Source organism: Enterobacter sp. KBR-315C3_2022 (assembly GCF_041399425.1).
GTDB lineage: Bacteria > Pseudomonadota > Gammaproteobacteria > Enterobacterales > Enterobacteriaceae > Enterobacter.
The window spans coordinates 54,469-72,337 of the sequence record NZ_JBGKEB010000020.1 but is presented as its reverse complement, the minus strand read 5'-3'; the positions used below and the strand labels follow the sequence as shown (position 1 = coordinate 72,337).

The following is a 17,869-nucleotide window of genomic DNA, read 5'->3' as shown; positions in this document are numbered from 1 at the left end:
GATCGCGCCGTCCATCTGCGCAGCACCGGTGATCATGTTTTTAACATAGTCGGCGTGGCCTGGGCAGTCTACGTGTGCGTAGTGGCGAGTCGGGGTGTCATATTCAACGTGGGACGTGTTGATGGTGATACCACGTGCTTTTTCTTCTGGTGCGTTATCGATCTGGTCGAATGCACGAGCAGAACCACCGTAGGTTTTAGCCAGAACGGTAGTGATTGCAGCAGTCAGGGTAGTTTTACCATGGTCAACGTGGCCGATAGTACCAACGTTGACGTGCGGTTTTGTACGTTCAAATTTTTCTTTAGACACGGCTATATTCCTTACTATAGTGCTCTCCCCTTTGGAGAGAGCACGGGACTTAGGTTTTAATCCTGTGGATTATTTACCACGGGCTTCGATAACGGCCTGAGCAACGTTGTTAGGCGCATCATCATACTTCAGGAATTCCATGGTGTATGATGCACGACCTTTAGTCAGAGAACGCAGCTGAGTTGCATATCCGAACATTTCAGACAGCGGAACTTCAGCGTGGATCTTAACGCCAGTTACTTCGGATTCCTGACCGCGCAGCATACCGCGACGACGGCTCAAGTCACCGATAACGTCACCGGTGTTCTCTTCAGGAGTTTCCACTTCAACCTTCATGATTGGCTCAAGCAGAACTGGTTTTGCTTTCTTAAAGCCTTCTTTAAAGGCAATAGACGCAGCCAGTTTAAACGCCAGTTCAGAGGAGTCAACGTCGTGGTAAGAACCGAAGTGCAGACGAACACCCATGTCAACAACCGGGTAACCCGCCAGAGGACCAGCTTTCAGCTGCTCCTGGATGCCTTTATCAACGGCAGGGATGTATTCACCAGGAATTACACCACCTTTGATGTCGTTGATGAACTCGTAACCTTTAGGGTTAGAGCCCGGCTCCAGTGGGTACATGTCGATCACAACGTGACCGTACTGACCGCGACCACCAGACTGCTTAGCGTGTTTACCTTCAACGTCGGTAACTTTCGCGCGAATCGCTTCGCGGTAAGCAACCTGAGGTTTACCCACGTTCGCTTCAACGTTGAATTCACGCTTCATACGGTCAACGATGATGTCCAGGTGCAGTTCACCCATACCCGCGATGATGGTCTGGTTAGATTCTTCATCAGTCCATACGCGGAATGATGGGTCTTCTTTAGCCAGACGGCCCAGAGCCAGACCCATTTTTTCCTGGTCAGCTTTGGTTTTTGGTTCAACGGCGATGGAGATTACCGGCTCTGGGAATTCCATACGCTCCAGAATGATCGGGTGATCTGGGTTACACAGGGTGTCACCCGTAGTCACGTCTTTCAGACCGATTGCTGCAGCGATGTCGCCCGCACGAACTTCTTTGATCTCTTCACGTTTGTTAGCGTGCATCTGTACGATACGGCCAAAACGCTCACGCGCCGCTTTCACGGAGTTCAGGATGGTGTCACCGGAGTTAACCACACCAGAGTAAACGCGGAAGAAGGTCAGGTTACCCACGAATGGGTCGGTAGCAATTTTGAACGCCAGTGCAGAGAACGGCTCGTCATCACTTGCGTGACGCTCAGCCGGAGTATCTTTACCGTCGTCCAGGATGCCGTTGATCGCAGGAACGTCAACCGGGGATGGCAGGTAATCAATTACCGCATCCAGCATCGCCTGAACACCTTTGTTCTTGAACGCAGAACCACAGGTTACCAGGATGATTTCGTTGTTCAGAACGCGCTGACGCAGAGCTTTTTTGATCTCTTCTTCAGTCAGTTCTTCACCACCCAGGTATTTTTCCATCAGCTCTTCTGAAGCTTCCGCTGCGGACTCGATCAGGTTCTGGTGCCATTCGTCAGCCAGGTCCTGCATGTCTGCTGGGATATCTTCGTAAGTGAAGGTAACGCCTGCGTCTTCTTCGTTCCAGTTGATGGCTTTCATTTTCACCAGGTCGATAACGCCGGTGAACGCTTCTTCAGCACCAATTGCCAGCTGCAGCGGAACAGGGTTCGCGCCCAGACGGGTTTTGATCTGACCAACAACTTTCAGGAAGTTAGCACCCATACGGTCCATTTTGTTAACGAACGCGATGCGTGGAACTTTATATTTGTTAGCCTGACGCCATACGGTCTCAGACTGTGGCTGAACACCACCAACTGCGCAATAAACCATTACCGCGCCATCAAGAACACGCATGGAACGTTCTACTTCGATGGTGAAGTCAACGTGCCCTGGGGTGTCGATGATGTTTACGCGATGCGGTTCGTACTGCTTAGCCATACCTGACCAGAATGCAGTAGTCGCTGCGGAGGTGATAGTAATACCACGCTCCTGCTCCTGTTCCATCCAGTCCATGGTGGCTGCGCCGTCATGAACTTCACCGATTTTGTGGTTTACACCGGTGTAGAACAGAATACGTTCGGTAGTAGTGGTTTTACCGGCGTCGATGTGCGCACTGATACCGATGTTACGATAGCGTGCGATGGGTGTTGTACGAGCCATTTGATTCCTCGTTTATATCTTTAGGCGTTCAGTTAAGTTACCCAGAGCGGGCGGCTTCTCTGAAGCGCCCGCCTGGTGACTACGACTCCGAAGGGATTACCAACGGTAGTGTGCGAACGCCTTGTTGGCTTCTGCCATACGGTGAACGTCTTCACGTTTCTTAACTGCAGTACCTTTGTTGTCTGCAGCATCAGAAAGTTCGTTCGCCAGACGCAGAGCCATGGATTTATCACCGCGTTTACGAGCAGCTTCAACGATCCAACGCATTGCCAGAGCATTACGACGAACCGGACGAACTTCAACTGGAACCTGATAAGTAGAACCACCAACGCGGCGGGACTTAACTTCTACAGTTGGGCGAACGTTGTCGAGAGCGACTTCGAAAGCTTCCAGTTCATTTTTACCAGAACGCTGAGCCAGGGTCTCAAGCGCGCTGTATACGATTGCTTCTGCAGTAGATTTTTTACCATCTACCATCAGGATATTTACAAATTTTGCCAGCAGTTCTGATCCGAACTTCGGATCTGGAAGGATTTTACGCTGACCAATGACGCGACGACGTGGCATGGGAATACTCCGTTGTTAATTCAGGATTGTCCAAAACTCTACGAGTTTAGTTTGACATTAAGATAAATCAGTTTGGCCTTACTTAACGGAGAACCATTAAGCCTTAGGACGCTTCACGCCGTACTTGGAGCGAGCCTGCTTACGGTCTTTAACACCAGAGCAGTCAAGCGCACCACGAACGGTGTGGTAACGAACACCCGGAAGGTCTTTAACACGACCGCCACGGATCAGGATCACGGAGTGTTCCTGCAGGTTGTGACCTTCACCACCGATGTAGGAAGTCACTTCAAAACCGTTAGTCAAACGCACACGGCATACTTTACGCAGTGCGGAGTTTGGTTTCTTAGGAGTGGTGGTATATACACGAGTACATACGCCACGTTTCTGCGGGCAGGCTTCCAGCGCAGGCACGTTGCTTTTTGCAACTTTGCGAGCGCGTGGTTTGCGTACCAGCTGGTTAACTGTTGCCATTAAATAGCTCCTGGTTTTAGCTTTTGCTTCGTAAACACGTAATAAATCGACCTCATACAATATGAGGACGCGAAATTTTAGGGCCACGTCGAAAAGGTGTCAAGAAATATACAGCGATCTCAGATCACCAGTTCATTTGACTGGCGTGCTTTACCGTCAGATTAACGAAATCAGTATAGCCAACCACGTTAATCTTGGTTGAAATTTGACCAGCAAGACCTCGCGCATCGAGATCCTCTTTCAGCGCAGAGACAGATATGGGGGCATTGTTGAGAATTTCAACAAAGCAGCTGCCCGCAATCGCGGCGAGAACCCCGTCCTGAATCAGCAGCAGGTCATCACCGTCTTGCAGCATGCTCAGCAGCGTTTCGATATCGCATTGCCAGGGAGAATGGCTCAGGGTATGGAGCATGACGGCCTCAGAAAGTCAGAATGGTATCGTAGTGCGAAAGCTGTTCGCGCAGGGCGGCAGACGCCAGAATCTCAACGTCCAGCACCAGCGGTGTGGTATCGCTCAGCCCGCGCGAGGCGAGCGAATCCGCGCACACATAGAGATTGTCGATATCGTAAAGGGGCAGCACTTTAAAGGTTGCGATGTAATCGCGCGCCAGAATAGCCTGCGGCTGTTGGCCCGTCAGCAGCTGGAACACCCCGTCGCCCAGAAAGAATACGCCAATGTCCTCGGTTAACGCCGACGTCGCCAGCAGTGCGTCCAGCCCTTCTCTGCCTGACGCGGAGCCATGCGGTGCGGAGGAAAAAACAAACGCCACGCGTTTCATCAGAATTGCACCACTCTGTCGCAGGTCAGCGCAGCCTGCGCCAGCGCGCCTAAGCCGCTCAGCGAGAACCCCGGCTGCAGGTTAGCGCCCGATAGCCCAAGGCGCCCTGCCTCAGCAGCATCCGTCACGCCTCGACGCAGCGCCGCCGCCACGCAGATGTGCAGCTCAACGCCCTGCGCCTCATGTAATGCCTGCCACGCGCGCACGATGTCAAATTCATCGCTCGCCGGTGAAGTCAGCTGATTCGCGTTGTACACGCCTTCCCGATAGAAGAAAACGCTCGCCAGCTCGTGCCCGGCTTCGAGCAGCGCGCGGGCAAACTGCAGCGCACTGCTGGCCTGCTGGGTTCCATAGGCCGGTCCTGTGACCATTAACGCAAAGCGCATTACTTGTCTTGCCCTGCGAAATCGCCGCTTTTGAACTGGCGAATGTAGAGGTAAACCGTGTGCTTGGAGATGTTAAGGCGATCGGCGACCTGGTTGATGGCATCTTTGATATCAAAAATCCCTTTCTCGTAGAGGTTCAGCACAATCTGACGATTCTTGGCGTTGTTCGATACGTTGCGATCGGCATTCACCTCTTCAATCGTAAACTCAAGCGTCTGGGTGACAAGATCTTCAACGGAAGAGGCAAAGTTCACGGAAGAGCCCACGTCCGGGGTTTCAGGGGGAATAAAGGTGCTCATGATCTGAGAGAACGGCACATCAAGGTTCATGTTGATGCACAGCAGCCCGATCACGCGGTGATCGCGGTTTCGAATCGCGATGGTTTCTGACTTCATCAGCACGCCGCTTTTCGCGCGGGTGAAATAGCATTTGGAGACGCTGCTGTCCGCGCCGGTCATGTCATGCAGCATGCGCAGAGCAAGGTCGGTGATTGGCGAACCAATTTTACGGCCGGTATGTTCACCGTTAGCAATGCGGATGGCGGAACACTTCAGATCCTGCAGGGAGTGCAAAACGATTTCGCAGTGGGACCCAATGAGCATCGCTAACCCGTCCACCACCGCTTCGTAGGATTTGAGAATATCGAAGTCGGTCTGATCGAAAGGACGTTGATCCAGCAAATCGAGTTCACTGGTTTCATTGGTTAAAAGCGACCTGGACATGAAAAAAACACTCCTTTTCAGGAGCCTGTCGTTACGTTTTCAGGGCAGGCTCATTATCTACACGGACAACTAAATTAATACAGCGTGTATAACGCTTTCCAGTGTTAATTATATCTGCCCCACAATAAAAAAAACCGCCGCCTTATCGGCGGCGGCTTTTACAGCATTACTTCTTAGCGGCTGCGGCTTTATCGTCAGCCGGAGCGTCTGCTTTCACATCCGCTTTCGGTGCCGGTTTGATGTCCAGCAGTTCTACATCGAAGACCAGCGTAGAGTTCGCAGGGATGCCTGGAACGCCGGTTTTGCCGTAAGCCAGATCCGGTGGAATGACCAGCTTGATTTTACCGCCTTTCTTGATGTTCTTCAGACCTTCGGTCCAGCCTGGGATAACGCCATCCAGACGGAAGGAGAGAGGTTCACCGCGGGTATAAGAGTTATCAAACTCTTTACCGTCGATCAGGGTGCCTTTGTAGTTTACAACAACGGTATCGCTGTCTTTAGGCGCGTCGCCGGTGCCTTCTTTCTCTACTTTATAAACCAGGCCGGTAGAAGAGGTTTTTACGCCTTTCTCTTTAGCAAAGGTGTCGCGGTAAGCCTTACCTTTTGCTTCGTTGTCTTTAGCATCTGCTTCCATTTTGGTCTGAGCGGCGCCTTTCACGCGCGCTTCAAACGCCTGCAGCGTTTTCTCGATGTCCTGGTCAGACAGTTTGCTCTTATCCGCAAACGCATCCTGAACACCGGCGATCAGCTGGGCTTTATCCAGTTTGATGCCCAGTTTTTCTTGCTCTTTCAGAGAGTTTTCCATGTAACGGCCCAGAGATGCGCCAAGTGCGTAGGCAGATTTCTGGTCGTCATTTTTAAATGCCGCTTTGCTGTCTGCAGTCGCAGCAGGCTTCGCAGCAGTATCAGCCGCGAAAGACAGCGGCGCGTTCAGCGCGACGGCCATCGTTGTCGCCAGCAGCGTAACTTTGAACAGTGATTTCATCCATTTCTCCAGGGCCTGGGGACTCTCACCCCAGCATTAAACGTAAATGAGTAACGTACTATAAAGCGTTGCGGAAGAAATCTACATACGGACTCCCCCGAATCGCAGTACTTTTCAGACTATTTTTGTTTAAATTAGTTTCTTACCGTCAGGATGATTACTGCACGTAAGGATAAACTCAGTTAAACTTCGCCGCCGCTGGCCAGCAAAGGCCATTGAGACATAAACGAGGTGAATGATGAAGGACACAATGATTGAAGCGAGACTGGCTGAACTGGAAAGCCGCCTGGCTTTTCAGGACATCACCATCGAAGAGTTGAACCAGACCGTCACCGCGCACGAGCTGGAAATGGCGAAACTGCGGGATCTGATGCGTCTGTTAACCGAGAAGCTGAAGGCAACGCAGTCGTCACACATCGCGTCCCAGTCTGAAGAGACGCCACCACCTCATTATTGAGGCGTAAAAAAAGCGGGATGACAATCCCGCTTTTTTTGTGCCCGGTAGCACGAAGCTTACCGGGCCTACAGACCAAATACCCTATGGATTTCGAGTCGCAGGAAAGCGCAGCCAACGCACCTGCGGCTTGAAAGACGACGGGTATTAGTGGCAGCCGCAGCCGCCGTTACCGCCGCAACCACCTTTACCATGGTCGTGACCATGGTCGTGATCGTGGCCGTGACCGCCGCAGCAGCCGTCGTGGCCGTGATCGTGGTCATGGTCGTGGCCGTGCGCGCCGTGAACGTGGCCATGAGCCAGCTCTTCTTCGGTCGCTTCACGGATAGCCACAACTTCAACGTTGAACTTCAGGTTCTGGCCAGCCAGCATGTGGTTGCCATCAACAACAACGTGGTCGTCTTCAACTTCAGTGATTTCAACCGGCACCGGGCCCTGGTCAGTTTCAGCCAGGAAGCGCATGCCAACCTGCAGCTCGTCAACGCCCATGAACACGTCTTTAGGCACGCGCTGAACCAGGTTGTCGTCGTACTGACCGTAAGCGTCGTTCGCGCCTACAGCAACGTCAAATTTATCGCCAACGTCGTGACCTTCCAGCGCGGTTTCCAGACCGGAGATCAGGGAACCGTGACCGTGCAGGTAGTCCAGCGGCGCACTCACCGGAGACTCATCAACCAACACACCGTCTTCTGTACGTACCTGATAGGCCAGGCTGACCACCAGGTCTTTTGCTACTTTCATGATATCTCCTGAGCGTGGGAAAATTGCTGGCGCAGATTGTAGCGGAAATCTGCACCCGTGTACCCTTAAGCTTAAAAAAACTCAGAGCATATCGCTAGTCTGGATGAAAAATGCCGATCACTTGCTCTTCTTTACGAACGTGATCGCGGGCCTCTTTGTCGGCCTCGCGCATCTGGTGGCCGCACTTAACACACTCAACAATATCGATATTATTTTCGCGCCACATGGCCAGCGTATCTTGCGCCTGGCAGCCGGGGCATTTTGCACCCGCGATAAAGCGTTTACGTACAGCCATCTATCGTTACCCTTTATTCAAATTCATCCCAGCCGTCCAGCTGGCGCCGTTCCTGCTGCATCTCGCGCTGGAAAATCTCTTCCAGCTCGCGGCGCGCCTCCCGCACGCGAGAAATTTGCGCCGTGTCGCTGTGCACCGGCATCAGCTCGCGCAGCATCCGCATATCCAGCCTGCGGAAGTGCATTTGCGCGCGCTGGGCCTGGTGAGGATGCATGCCCAGCGACACCAGCGCCTTGCGCCCCAGCTCCAGCGCGCTGGAGAACGTCTCGCGGGTAAAGTGTTTCACACCCGCCTGCAAAAGTTCGTGAGCTTCAACACGTCCGCGCGCCCGCGCCAGAATATGCAGATGCGGGAAATGCTGCTGGCAAAGCTCAACCAGCTTCATCGTGTCTTCCGGATCGTTACAGGTGATGACGATGGATTCAGCCGCCTCCGCGCCCGCCGAACGCAGCAGCTCTAGCTGCGTGGCATCGCCGTAATACACTTTATAGCCATATTTACGCATCAGGTTTACAGCACTGATGTCCCTTTCCAGCACCGTGATGCGCATTTTGTTCGCCATCAGCAGGCGACCAATCACCTGCCCGAAGCGGCCAAAGCCCACCACGATCACCTGCGGCTTATCGTCTTCTACCCACGGCGCTTCGTCTTCGTCGTCCGCCGGGTTCAGGCGTCGCGCCAGGACCTTATCCACCAGCTTCATCAGCAGCGGCGTGGTCATCATCGACAGCGTCACCGTCACCAGCAGCAGCGCCATCTGGTCGTCCTTAAACAGCTTCTGGGACGACGCCGTCGAGAACAGCACGAATGCGAACTCGCCGCCCTGGCTCAGCACGCTGGCAAACTGCATTCTTTCGGAACTGCGCAGGCCGTAAATGCGCGCCAGCCCGTAGAGCACCAGCGTTTTCACCGCCACCAGCACCGCGACGCTCACGATCACCCACAGCATATGGGTATAAAGCACGCCCAGATTCAGCGCCATGCCCACCGAAATAAAGAACAGCCCGAGCAGCAGCCCTTTAAACGGATCGATAGCAATCTCCAGCTCGTGACGGTATTCGCTTTCCGCAAGCAGCACCCCGGCGATAAACGTCCCGAGCGCCATCGACAGCCCCAGCGCGTCCATAAACAGCGCCGAGCCGAGCACCAGCAGCAGCGTCGCGGCGGTGAACACCTCGCGCACGCCCGAGGCGGCAATAAAGCGGAACACCGGGCGCAGCAGGAAGCGTCCGCCAATCAGCATGCCCGCAAACGCCAGCACCTTCATGGAGATCTTCACCCAGTCGAAATGGTCGTCGCCGGAGCCGGCCAGCAGCGGCACCAGCGCCAGCGCCGGGATCACCGCTAAATCCTGAAACAGCAGCACCGAAAAGCCCAGCTGACCGGCCTCGTTGCGGTTCATGCCTTTGTCGCGCATCATCTGCAGCGCCATCGCGGTGGATGACATCGCCAGGCCGATGCCGCCAATCACCGCCGCCTGCCACGAGAAGTCGGTCAGCATCAGCAGCCCGGCCAGGATCGCGGCGCTGAACAGCACCTGCGCCGCGCCGACGCCGAAGATGGATCGCCGCAGCTGCCACAGCTTGGACGGGTTCAGCTCCAGCCCGATGATGAACATCAGGAACACCACGCCGAGCTCGGAGAAGTGGAGAATTTCGTCCACGTCGCTGATAAACCCAAGCCCCCACGGGCCAATGGCAATGCCCGCCAGCAGGTAGCCCAGCACGGCACCAATGCCGATGCGCGCGGCCAGCGGCACGGCCACTACCGCCGCGAATAAAAACAGCACGCCGGCAAGCAGCAGATTCGATCCTTCCATCAGCGGCCTCCCGTCGACGTTGGTGACGCCAGCCATTCGCCGTAGGCTCTGGCGTGGCTCGCCAGCGCTTCAGGCTTCTGCCGACGCGCCCAGTAGACGATAATCGGGCTCATCCAGTGCATGCGGCACATCGCCGCGGTCAGCTCGAAGGGCCGAAGGATATCGCTCATCGGATAGCGGTTAAGCCCGTCGTGACGATAGGCGCTTTCCGGCTCGCCCGTGGTAATCACGCTACGCCAGTACTTTCCCGCCAGCTGGTTCCCCCCTACCCCGCTGGAGAACCCCCGGCTCAGCACGCGATCCAGCCACTCTTTCAGCAGCGCCGGACAGCTATAGGTATAAAGCGGATGCTGGAACACAATCACGTCGTGCTGACGCAGCAGTTCCTGCTCGTGAGGAATATCGATAAAAAAATCAGGATAGTGCGCGTAGAGATCGTGCACCGTCACGTTACTGAGCTGTGTAGCCGGCTTAAGCAGAACGTGGTTTGCCACCGAGTCCTGTGATTCCGGATGGGCATACAGCAGCAGCACTTTCGCTGTCTGAGACATCACTCCCCTCCCGGTTCTGTTTTTGTGTATTGTTGTCGTTTTGGGCTACCATGGCGGCCCGGTGGGGAATATCGCCCACACCTTACATTATCATAATGACAAATTAACATAGTCGGAACATACGGCGCTTCTATGATTGTTTTCTCCTCGTTACAAATTCGTCGCGGCGTGCGCGTCCTGCTGGATAACGCCACGGCCACCATAAATCCGGGCCAGAAGGTGGGCCTGGTGGGCAAAAACGGCTGCGGCAAATCCACCCTGCTGGCGCTGCTGAAAAACGAGATTAGCGCTGACGGCGGTAACTTTACCTATCCAGGAAACTGGCAGCTTGCCTGGGTAAACCAGGAAACGCCCGCGCTGAGCGAACCGGCGCTCGACTATGTTATTGACGGCGACCGCGAATACCGCAGGCTGGAAGCAGAGCTTAACGCCGCGAACGAGCGCAACGACGGCCACGCCATCGCCACCGTTCACGGCAAGCTGGACGCCATCGACGCGTGGACCATCCGCTCCCGCGCCTCCAGCCTGCTGCACGGCCTGGGCTTCAGCAACGAACAGCTCGAACGCCCGGTCAGCGACTTCTCCGGCGGCTGGCGCATGCGCCTCAACCTGGCCCAGGCGCTGATCTGCCGCTCCGATCTTTTGCTGCTTGATGAACCGACCAACCACCTCGATCTCGATGCGGTTATTTGGCTGGAGAAGTGGCTCAAGAGCTATCAGGGCACTCTGATTCTGATCTCCCACGACCGCGACTTCCTCGACCCGGTCGTCGATAAAATCATTCATATCGAGCAGCAAACGATGTTCGAATACACCGGCAACTACAGCTCCTTTGAGCGCCAGCGCGCCACGCGCCTTGCGCAGCAGCAGTCGATGTACGAAAGCCAGCAGCAGCGCGTGGCGCACCTGCAAAGCTTTGTCGATCGCTTCAAGGCCAAGGCGTCAAAAGCCAAGCAGGCGCAAAGCCGCATCAAGATGCTGGAGCGCATGGAGATGATTGCTCCGGCGCACGTGGATAACCCGTTCCACTTCAGCTTCCGCGCGCCGGAAAGCCTGCCGAACCCGCTCCTGAAGATGGAGAAGGTCAGCGCAGGGTATAACGATCGCATTATTCTCGACTCCATCAAGCTCAACCTGGTGCCGGGCTCGCGCATCGGTCTTTTAGGGCGCAACGGTGCCGGGAAATCGACGCTGATCAAGCTGCTGGCGGGCGAGCTTAACCCGCTCAGCGGCGAAATCGGCCTGGCGAAGGGCATCAAGCTGGGCTACTTCGCCCAGCATCAGCTGGAATTTTTACGCGCGGATGAATCGCCGATTCAGCACCTCGCCCGTCTGGCGCCGCAGGAGATGGAGCAGAAGCTGCGCGACTACCTCGGCGGCTTCGGCTTCCAGGGCGACAAAGTCACCGAAAACACCGAGCGCTTCTCCGGCGGCGAAAAGGCGCGCCTGGTGCTGGCGCTGATCGTCTGGCAGCGCCCGAACCTGCTGCTGCTCGATGAACCGACCAACCACCTCGACCTCGACATGCGTCAGGCGCTAACCGAAGCGCTGATTGAGTTTGAAGGCGCGCTGGTTGTCGTCTCGCACGACCGTCACCTGATCCGCTCCACCACCGACGATCTCTACCTGGTGCACGGCGGCAAGGTTGAACCGTTCGACGGCGACCTGGAAGATTATCAGCAGTGGCTGACGGACGTGCAGAAGCAGGAGAACCAGCCGGACGAGTCGGCCAAGGACAACGCCAACAGCGCGCAGTCGCGTAAGGACCAGAAGCGCCGGGAGGCGGAGCTGCGCACCCAGACGCAGCCGCTGCGCAAAGAGATTGCCCGTCTGGAAAAAGAGATGGAGAAACTCAACGCCACGCTCGCCGCCGTGGAAGAGAAGCTGGGCGACAGCGGGCTGTACGATCAGAGCCGTAAGGCGGAGCTGACCGACTGCCTGCAAACCCAGGCAAAAACCAAGTCCAGCCTCGAAGCGTGTGAGATGGCGTGGCTGGACGCACAGGAACAGCTGGAAACGATGCTGCAGGCCGACTAGGCCATTGGGAGGGTTATGAATATCGATATCACGAGCGACATTACGTTTCGCAAGCTCGGCATTTTCATGACCTTTATGGAAAAGGGCAACATTGCGCGCACTGCCGAGGCGTTAAGCCTGAGCGGCGTGAGCGTGCATCGCGCGCTGCACACGCTGGAAGAGAACGTGCGCTGCCCGCTTTTCACCCACAAGGGCCGCAACCTGATTGCGCTCCCCTCCGCCTGGACGCTGCTGGAATACTGCCAGGAGGTGATGCAGGTGATGGAGCGCGGTCTTGATGAAGCGCGCAAAATTGCGGGCGTCGGTCAGGGTCGCCTGCGCGTGGGCACGCTCTACTCGCTGACGCTGGAAACCGTGCCGCGTCTGATCATGGGCATGAAGCTGCGCCGTCCGGATCTGGAGATGGACCTGACGATGGGCTCTAACGACGCGCTGCTGCACATGCTGGATGAAGGCACGCTGGACGCGATTTTAATCTCCATTTCTGAAAGCGATATCGACCGCAACACGCTTGAGGTTCTGCCCCTTTTCCACGACGACATTTTCCTTGCCGCCCCGGCCTCCGCCACGCTGAACACCAGCGGCCCGGCGGATCTGCGGGACTATAAAGACCAGAAGTTTGTTTCGCTGGCGGAAGGGTTTGCCACCTACGCCGGGTTCCAGGAAGCGTTTCATATCGCCGGATTCGAGCCGGAGATCGTCACCCGCGTGAACGACATTTTCTCAATGCTGAGCCTGGTGCAGGCGGGCGTTGGCTTTACGCTGATGCCGGGCAGGATGAAGAAGGTGTATGAAAATTCGGTGCAGCTGCTGAAGCTGGCGCAGCCCTACCAGATGCAGCAGCTGATCGCGATTGTCTTTGCCCGCAACCGCGAGCAGGACCCCAGCCTGCGCGCGCTGGCCGCCGAAGGGCGGATGTATGCGCGCAGCCTTCAGGAAAGTGCGTGATGCCTTGCCGGGTGGCGACGCGTTGCGTCTTACCCGGCCTACAAAACTGATGTTATTGCCCGGTGGCGCTACGCTTACCGGGCAAAAAACCTACGCACGCAGCCGACGCGCCAGATGCGCCGCCACATCCACGCCGCTGCGCTCCAGCGAGATAGACTCGCCTTCCCACGCCGCCTGCCGCGTCAGGCAGGTCAACACGCCGCCGGGCGGCATCTCGATCGCCAGCCGGGCCTCGCGCTCGTTAGCAGAAATCACCGCCTCCTGCCAGCGCACCGTGCGCGCCATATTCATCGCCAGATCGTCGGCGATCTTTTCCGGCTGCCACAGCACGCGCCCGGTGCTGCCGCTGAGGTAGGCCAGGCGCGGGCGGGAGAGCGTCACCTTTTCAAACGCCGCCACCAGCTTTTGCGCCGGTTTCGCCAGCAGGTCGCAGTGCGACGGCACGCTAACGGCCAGCCGGTGCGCCTTGTTCGCCCCTTTCTCCAGCGCGCGCTTCGCCACCTGCGCCATGTCCTCGTCGGTTCCGGCAATCACAATCTGCGTTTCGGCATTCAGGTTGGCGATATAGGTTCCGGTGCCGTCGATAAGCTGCTCCACCTGCGGCAGGGTCAGCCCCATAATCGCCGTCAGCCCGTAGCCGTGCGGATACGCCTGCTCCATTAAATCGCCGCGCAGCGCCACCAGCCTCAGCGCGTCGGTAAAGTCCAGCGCGCCCGCGACAACCGCCGCAGGATACGCGCCGATGGAGAGCCCGCTGACGATATCCGGCGTCACGCCGCGGCGCTCAAGCTCGCGTGCCCAGGCGACGCCCGCGATCAGCAGCGAAAGCTGCACCGCGCGGGTATGCGTCAATGCGGACGCGCCGTCCAGCACATCCACCTCTGCGCCCAACACCTCGCGCGCCTGAGCAAGCTCCGTTCCCGGCAGGTTGTGCAGCATGCCTTCGTGCTGCGTGCCCTGCCCCGGAAAGGTAAACAGTATTTTCATCACTCCTCCCTGCGCCACGGATCCGCCACCAGGCGGGGTCCGCATTGCGTTTTTAGCAGCGTTTTGCCGTCGCGCAGCCATTCCGCTAGCGCGAAGCCGCCCTCGGGCGTATCGACCTGAGTATCGGCCCGGCACAGCGCGCGGCCAAGCTGCGACTGCCATGCGGCAAACGCTTCGGGGGAAATCGGCTGTGGGGCGCGGATCAGCAGGTCGAGATCGCTGTCGGCGTGGATCACCGGAATGCCGGTCGCCAGCGCGTAGCCGGTGCTGCCGGTAATTCCCCATTTCCACGGCCACGCCTGCTGAGAAAGCTGAAGCGCCACCTGCACCGGCGGCTGCGTCACAAACGGCGAGCGCAGCAGGTCGGCGGTCACGCTCAGCGATTCGGGTGACACCACGCGCAGCACGTTTTCGGGCTTCACCCATCCGGCCGCGCGCTGGTCGCGGCGAAGGCCGCGCACGCCAACGGGAATGCGGCCTTCGCTATCAACATCACGCCGCACCACCACCGGCAGGCCGGTATGCCAGGCCGCCTCCACCCAGGATTCGGTGATGCCTTCCAGCGCGTCTCGCGCGGTCAGCCAGATGAGGTCGTGCGGGCGTAACGTTGTGGTCATGATTACATTCCTGAAGTCAGCGAGATAAACAGCGGCAGCGACAGGATACACAGTACGGAGCTTAACAGCAGCACGGCTTCAGCATCCGGCGACTGCACGCCAAAGCGGTTACCGAACACCACGCCGAAGAAGCCCGCGGAGAGCGCAATCATCAGGATGGCGGTGATCGCCACGGAGCCGTGCAGGCCGAAGATGAGCACAATACCCCAGGCAATCGCTGGCTGGATCAGCAGCTTGGCGATGGTAGAGGTGATCACCATGGTGTTGATCTGAAGTTTACGCGCGGAGAGGATCACCCCGGTCAGGAACAGCGCCGCAGCGGTGGCGGACAGTCCCAGCGGTTTAATCGCCGCCAGTACCAGCTCCGGCATTTTGATGCCGATAGCGGAGAGGATCACCCCCAGCAGTGGACCCATAACGATCGGTTTTTTAATCGAGCGCCACATCAGCACCGGCAGCATGGAGAGCGTGGAGCCGGAGTTGCCGCCTTCGGCGCGCGCTTTTTCACGCTCCAGAATCAGCAGGCAGAACGGCGTCATTAGCACGGAGCCGCAGGCGATGGAAACGGCCACGGAGAGTGAGGTAGACGAGCTCTCCCCCAGCACGCTGCCCAGAATCGGCAGGCCGAGCGCCGCGTAGTTCGGCAGGGCGACGGTCAGCGTCAGCACGGCCGCATCCTGCGGGGATTTTTTAAAGACTTTCGTGGCGAGGAAGTAGATGGCCGCATAGGTGATCCACATCGCCAGGGTTAGCACCAGGATCAGCGGCGACTGAGCGACGATGCCGGTCCACGGCGTTTGCACGGTCGCGCTGAACAACGCGGCGGGCAGGGCGAAATCCATCACGAAGATATTAAGCAGGGAAACATTTTTGTTATCGACCATCTTTGCCTTACCGGCCCAGAATCCCAGCAGCATGATGACGAAAATCGGTGCAAGAGCATGAACAATTACGTAAGTCATAATTCACCTGTAGTAAAAAAGTTTAAGCACTGGCGCGATGATTATTATTTTCAGGATGCAGGTTCCCGCGCGGGCGCAGCGGGCGCGCCCACGGGGTTATGCATCTGGCAGGTCTCTTTTTACTTACCAGCTTGCCCGCATGCGTTCGCGTACGAGGGCAGAGCTGCGGCGGTTGTCGGCACCCAGGCGGTTTTTCAGCGTGGTGTCCTGACGCGCGTCGTTGATGGCCTGTTGCAGCGTGGTTTTCACCTGCGTCAGATCGTTATCAGAAGGTGCATCCGGATTGCTGATGTCCAGCAGGTTAGAGAGCAGGCCCAGCGTGGCGTAGTTGCTGATGTCATAGGCCATCGGCGGGATCGTCGCGGCCAGTTTTTCCAGCGCCTCTACGGTGCGCAGGGTAATGCGCGCCGCGGACTCTTTGCCCATCGCGTGGATCAGCACGCCCTTATCGTTGAAGGCGATCAGGCGGTTGGCCTGGTAGCCGTGCGCCAGAAACGCGCCGGACATCGCCTTGCCGACGATAAGCCCAATCACCGGATGCCCGGCCAGACGCGCGTTGGCATATGCGGCAGCCGCACCCGCCAGCGCCTGGTGAATGCCAAACGCCTCTTCGCGACGGCCATAGGCCTGGCTTGGCACGTCAATCACCGCCACGATCGGGCGCTTCACGGCGCTGTTCGCATCCGCGGCGACGGTTTCACTCACCACCTTCGCCAGCGTCCAGCCTTCAAGCAGGCCCACTTCGCCCTGCGCAGCGCGCGGGAAGTGGTTGTTGGCGTCCGGCACCACGGCAACAAAACGCACCGCTTCACCGTTCAGCTCGCCGTCTGCCGCCTGCACGGACGGGCAAAGCCCTTCGATACGTTTGGCGTTCGGGGCGAGGGTTTCCAGCCAGAGTTCGCCACGGCTTATTGAGTTACTCATCATTTCACCTCCCGGGCAAAAAGCGCTTTAATCTGTTCGGCATCGGCCTGTTTGCGGGTGTCGAAATTCGTCAGGCGATTCAGGTAATCGTCGTAGTTATCGGTACGGTGCTTCGCGGGTACGCCTTTGGCAATCGCGTCGTTCATCGCCGCTTTCACCGCGTTGACGCCGTCGCCCACCAGCGCATCCACCAGGCCGCTCTCAAAGCGCACTTCGCCGCCGGTCATGCTCCAGATAAACGGACGGTCGCGGGAGTCGTACTCTTCAATCCCCGCTTCCTGCTCGATAACCTGCGGGCCGTTCAGGCCGAGACGCGCTTCGCGGGTCACAATCAGGTAGCTGCACAGCGCCGCCGCGATGGACATCCCGCCGAAGCAGCCCACGGTCCCGGCAACAATGCCGACCACCGGGGTGTAGCGACGCAGGTCAACGATCGCCGCGTGGATGTCGGCAATCGCCGCCAGGCCAAGGTTGGCCTCCTGCAGGCGCACGCCGCCGGTTTCGAGGCACAGCACCGCCTGAGTCGGGATGCCGTTGCGGTTATCTTCTGCCGCCAGCTCCAGCGCCGCCGCCATTTTGGCCCCGGACACTTCGCCCATGCTGCCGCCCTGGAACGCGCCTTCAATCGCGACAACCACCGCAGGCTGGCCGTTGATGGTGCCTTTCGCGACGACCATGCCGTCATCGGCCTGCGGCACAATGCCCTGCGGCCCCAGCCACGGAGAGATAATGCCTTCGAACGGATCCAGCAGCTCGCGGTAGCTGCCGTCGTCCAGCAGCGCCTGCGCGCGCTGGCGCGCTTTTAGTTCGATAAAGCTGCTGTCATCACGCATGATTTACCCCCTCAAAAACCTGTTCAATGCGAATGCGCGCCACGCCCGGCGTCGCGCCGAAGTCGTGGATGGTCAGCGTGCCTGCGGGCAGGCTGCTGACGGTCTGCAGACGGTTAAACAGCGCTTCCCAACGGCCGCGGCTGTTGTCGACGGAGGTGGTGATATCGATGGTTAAGGTCTGGCCCGGTTCGGCGGCGAAAAGCACCTCCATATCCCCGGAGCCGACTACCCCTGCCAGCGCCCTGCCGCGTAACGCGCGGCTGGCTGGCACGGTCAATGTGATTTTTTCCATAACATC

The 17,869-nt window shown here is 57.6% G+C and carries 22 protein-coding genes; 3 read left to right on the top strand and 19 right to left on the bottom strand.

The annotated features are described in order from the left end of the window. The 9 genes from AB8804_RS18495 to fkpA form a co-directional block, all read right to left on the bottom strand. Positions 1-309 (bottom strand): GTP-binding protein (locus AB8804_RS18495; RefSeq protein WP_227537806.1); only part of this gene is annotated, 309 nt, incomplete at its 3' end. Between the two features lie 69 nt (positions 310-378). Continuing rightward, the gene (gene fusA, locus AB8804_RS18490) at positions 379-2,493 is read right to left on the bottom strand and encodes an elongation factor G (RefSeq protein WP_371188769.1); all 2,115 of its coding nucleotides are present in this window, start codon (positions 2,491-2,493) and stop codon (positions 379-381) included. A 96-nt stretch (positions 2,494-2,589) separates the two neighbouring features. Beyond that, the gene (gene rpsG, locus AB8804_RS18485; RefSeq protein ID WP_004106370.1) at positions 2,590-3,060 is read right to left on the bottom strand and encodes a 30S ribosomal protein S7; all 471 of its coding nucleotides are present in this window, start codon (positions 3,058-3,060) and stop codon (positions 2,590-2,592) included. 96 nt (positions 3,061-3,156) lie between these two features. Next, complete coding sequence (gene rpsL, locus AB8804_RS18480; RefSeq protein WP_000246815.1) at positions 3,157-3,531, bottom strand: 30S ribosomal protein S12; 375 nt, start codon at positions 3,529-3,531, stop codon at positions 3,157-3,159. 124 nt (positions 3,532-3,655) lie between these two features. Continuing rightward, complete coding sequence (gene tusB, locus AB8804_RS18475; RefSeq protein WP_371188766.1) at positions 3,656-3,943, bottom strand: sulfurtransferase complex subunit TusB; 288 nt, start codon at positions 3,941-3,943, stop codon at positions 3,656-3,658. Positions 3,944-3,950: 7 nt separating this feature from the next. Next, positions 3,951-4,310, bottom strand: a complete 360-nt coding sequence (gene tusC, locus AB8804_RS18470; RefSeq protein WP_371188764.1) for a sulfurtransferase complex subunit TusC — start codon at positions 4,308-4,310, stop codon at positions 3,951-3,953. Continuing rightward, on the bottom strand, positions 4,310-4,696 hold the full coding sequence (gene tusD / locus AB8804_RS18465) for a sulfurtransferase complex subunit TusD (RefSeq protein WP_371188762.1): 387 nt from the start codon (positions 4,694-4,696) through the stop codon (positions 4,310-4,312). Before tusD ends, tusC begins: the two co-directional genes overlap by 1 nt. After that, positions 4,696-5,418, bottom strand: coding sequence for a transcriptional regulator (locus AB8804_RS18460; protein ID WP_112011734.1), 723 nt, complete (start codon positions 5,416-5,418; stop codon positions 4,696-4,698). Before AB8804_RS18460 ends, tusD begins: the two co-directional genes overlap by 1 nt. A 166-nt stretch (positions 5,419-5,584) precedes the next feature. Beyond that, the gene (fkpA, locus tag AB8804_RS18455) at positions 5,585-6,403 is read right to left on the bottom strand and encodes an FKBP-type peptidyl-prolyl cis-trans isomerase (protein WP_371188760.1); all 819 of its coding nucleotides are present in this window, start codon (positions 6,401-6,403) and stop codon (positions 5,585-5,587) included. 238 nt (positions 6,404-6,641) lie between these two features. Here fkpA and AB8804_RS18450 point away from each other — a divergent pair, with 238 nt between their 5' ends. Then, positions 6,642-6,860, top strand: coding sequence for a protein SlyX (locus tag AB8804_RS18450; protein ID WP_112011736.1), 219 nt, complete (start codon positions 6,642-6,644; stop codon positions 6,858-6,860). A gap of 144 nt (positions 6,861-7,004) precedes the next feature. On the opposite strand, the gene slyD is transcribed toward AB8804_RS18450, so the two are convergent. From slyD to kefG, 4 genes are all read right to left on the bottom strand, one after another. Then, the gene (gene slyD / locus AB8804_RS18445) at positions 7,005-7,598 is read right to left on the bottom strand and encodes a peptidylprolyl isomerase (RefSeq protein ID WP_297116993.1); all 594 of its coding nucleotides are present in this window, start codon (positions 7,596-7,598) and stop codon (positions 7,005-7,007) included. A gap of 94 nt (positions 7,599-7,692) precedes the next feature. Continuing rightward, positions 7,693-7,893 carry a YheV family putative zinc ribbon protein gene (locus AB8804_RS18440; RefSeq protein ID WP_112011738.1) on the bottom strand — a complete coding sequence of 67 codons (201 nt, stop codon included), beginning with the start codon at positions 7,891-7,893 and terminating at the stop codon, positions 7,693-7,695. 13 nt (positions 7,894-7,906) lie between these two features. Beyond that, positions 7,907-9,712 (bottom strand): glutathione-regulated potassium-efflux system protein KefB, encoded by a 1,806-nt coding sequence (gene kefB, locus AB8804_RS18435; protein ID WP_371188758.1) that lies wholly within the window; start codon positions 9,710-9,712, stop codon positions 7,907-7,909. Beyond that, complete coding sequence (gene kefG, locus AB8804_RS18430; RefSeq protein WP_371188756.1) at positions 9,712-10,263, bottom strand: glutathione-regulated potassium-efflux system ancillary protein KefG; 552 nt, start codon at positions 10,261-10,263, stop codon at positions 9,712-9,714. Before kefG ends, kefB begins: the two co-directional genes overlap by 1 nt. A 132-nt stretch (positions 10,264-10,395) precedes the next feature. Here kefG and AB8804_RS18425 point away from each other — a divergent pair, with 132 nt between their 5' ends. Together AB8804_RS18425 and AB8804_RS18420 are read left to right on the top strand one after the other, a co-directional pair. Further along, positions 10,396-12,300, top strand: a complete 1,905-nt coding sequence (locus AB8804_RS18425; RefSeq protein ID WP_371188754.1) for an ABC transporter ATP-binding protein — start codon at positions 10,396-10,398, stop codon at positions 12,298-12,300. A gap of 15 nt (positions 12,301-12,315) precedes the next feature. Beyond that, positions 12,316-13,248: a LysR substrate-binding domain-containing protein gene (locus tag AB8804_RS18420; protein ID WP_371188752.1), complete on the top strand. Its 933-nt coding sequence runs from the start codon at positions 12,316-12,318 to the stop codon at positions 13,246-13,248. 90 nt (positions 13,249-13,338) lie between these two features. Here the strand turns inward: AB8804_RS18420 and mdcH are convergent, their stop codons facing one another. The 6 genes from mdcH to mdcC form a co-directional block, all read right to left on the bottom strand. Further along, positions 13,339-14,235, bottom strand: coding sequence for a malonate decarboxylase subunit epsilon (mdcH, locus tag AB8804_RS18415; protein WP_371188750.1), 897 nt, complete (start codon positions 14,233-14,235; stop codon positions 13,339-13,341). Next, positions 14,235-14,852 carry a malonate decarboxylase holo-ACP synthase gene (locus tag AB8804_RS18410; protein ID WP_371188748.1) on the bottom strand — a complete coding sequence of 206 codons (618 nt, stop codon included), beginning with the start codon at positions 14,850-14,852 and terminating at the stop codon, positions 14,235-14,237. Before AB8804_RS18410 ends, mdcH begins: the two co-directional genes overlap by 1 nt. A 2-nt stretch (positions 14,853-14,854) precedes the next feature. Continuing rightward, a complete protein-coding gene (locus AB8804_RS18405; RefSeq protein WP_297117013.1) occupies positions 14,855-15,814 on the bottom strand; it encodes an AEC family transporter in 960 nt (319 codons plus the stop codon). A gap of 123 nt (positions 15,815-15,937) precedes the next feature. Beyond that, the gene (gene mdcE, locus AB8804_RS18400; protein WP_371188773.1) at positions 15,938-16,738 is read right to left on the bottom strand and encodes a biotin-independent malonate decarboxylase subunit gamma; all 801 of its coding nucleotides are present in this window, start codon (positions 16,736-16,738) and stop codon (positions 15,938-15,940) included. Further along, complete coding sequence (locus AB8804_RS18395; protein ID WP_063933682.1) at positions 16,738-17,571, bottom strand: biotin-independent malonate decarboxylase subunit beta; 834 nt, start codon at positions 17,569-17,571, stop codon at positions 16,738-16,740. Before AB8804_RS18395 ends, mdcE begins: the two co-directional genes overlap by 1 nt. Continuing rightward, on the bottom strand, positions 17,564-17,863 hold the full coding sequence (gene mdcC, locus AB8804_RS18390) for a malonate decarboxylase acyl carrier protein (RefSeq protein ID WP_371188745.1): 300 nt from the start codon (positions 17,861-17,863) through the stop codon (positions 17,564-17,566). Before mdcC ends, AB8804_RS18395 begins: the two co-directional genes overlap by 8 nt. Positions 17,864-17,869 lie beyond the last annotated feature (6 nt).

Coding starts and splice junctions, on each gene's coding strand:
- fusA (WP_371188769.1), bottom strand. CDS start 2,493: ATGGCTCGTACAACACCCATCGCACGCTATCGTAACATCGGTATCAGT.
- rpsG (WP_004106370.1), bottom strand. CDS start 3,060: ATGCCACGTCGTCGCGTCATTGGTCAGCGTAAAATCCTTCCAGATCCG.
- rpsL (WP_000246815.1), bottom strand. CDS start 3,531: ATGGCAACAGTTAACCAGCTGGTACGCAAACCACGCGCTCGCAAAGTT.
- tusB (WP_371188766.1), bottom strand. CDS start 3,943: ATGCTCCATACCCTGAGCCATTCTCCCTGGCAATGCGATATCGAAACG.
- tusC (WP_371188764.1), bottom strand. CDS start 4,310: ATGAAACGCGTGGCGTTTGTTTTTTCCTCCGCACCGCATGGCTCCGCG.
- tusD (WP_371188762.1), bottom strand. CDS start 4,696: ATGCGCTTTGCGTTAATGGTCACAGGACCGGCCTATGGAACCCAGCAG.
- AB8804_RS18460 (WP_112011734.1), bottom strand. CDS start 5,418: ATGTCCAGGTCGCTTTTAACCAATGAAACCAGTGAACTCGATTTGCTG.
- fkpA (WP_371188760.1), bottom strand. CDS start 6,403: ATGAAATCACTGTTCAAAGTTACGCTGCTGGCGACAACGATGGCCGTC.
- AB8804_RS18450 (WP_112011736.1), top strand. CDS start 6,642: ATGAAGGACACAATGATTGAAGCGAGACTGGCTGAACTGGAAAGCCGC.
- slyD (WP_297116993.1), bottom strand. CDS start 7,598: ATGAAAGTAGCAAAAGACCTGGTGGTCAGCCTGGCCTATCAGGTACGT.
- AB8804_RS18440 (WP_112011738.1), bottom strand. CDS start 7,893: ATGGCTGTACGTAAACGCTTTATCGCGGGTGCAAAATGCCCCGGCTGC.
- kefB (WP_371188758.1), bottom strand. CDS start 9,712: ATGGAAGGATCGAATCTGCTGCTTGCCGGCGTGCTGTTTTTATTCGCG.
- kefG (WP_371188756.1), bottom strand. CDS start 10,263: ATGTCTCAGACAGCGAAAGTGCTGCTGCTGTATGCCCATCCGGAATCA.
- AB8804_RS18425 (WP_371188754.1), top strand. CDS start 10,396: ATGATTGTTTTCTCCTCGTTACAAATTCGTCGCGGCGTGCGCGTCCTG.
- AB8804_RS18420 (WP_371188752.1), top strand. CDS start 12,316: ATGAATATCGATATCACGAGCGACATTACGTTTCGCAAGCTCGGCATT.
- mdcH (WP_371188750.1), bottom strand. CDS start 14,235: ATGAAAATACTGTTTACCTTTCCGGGGCAGGGCACGCAGCACGAAGGC.
- AB8804_RS18410 (WP_371188748.1), bottom strand. CDS start 14,852: ATGACCACAACGTTACGCCCGCACGACCTCATCTGGCTGACCGCGCGA.
- AB8804_RS18405 (WP_297117013.1), bottom strand. CDS start 15,814: ATGACTTACGTAATTGTTCATGCTCTTGCACCGATTTTCGTCATCATG.
- mdcE (WP_371188773.1), bottom strand. CDS start 16,738: ATGAGTAACTCAATAAGCCGTGGCGAACTCTGGCTGGAAACCCTCGCC.
- AB8804_RS18395 (WP_063933682.1), bottom strand. CDS start 17,571: ATGCGTGATGACAGCAGCTTTATCGAACTAAAAGCGCGCCAGCGCGCG.
- mdcC (WP_371188745.1), bottom strand. CDS start 17,863: ATGGAAAAAATCACATTGACCGTGCCAGCCAGCCGCGCGTTACGCGGC.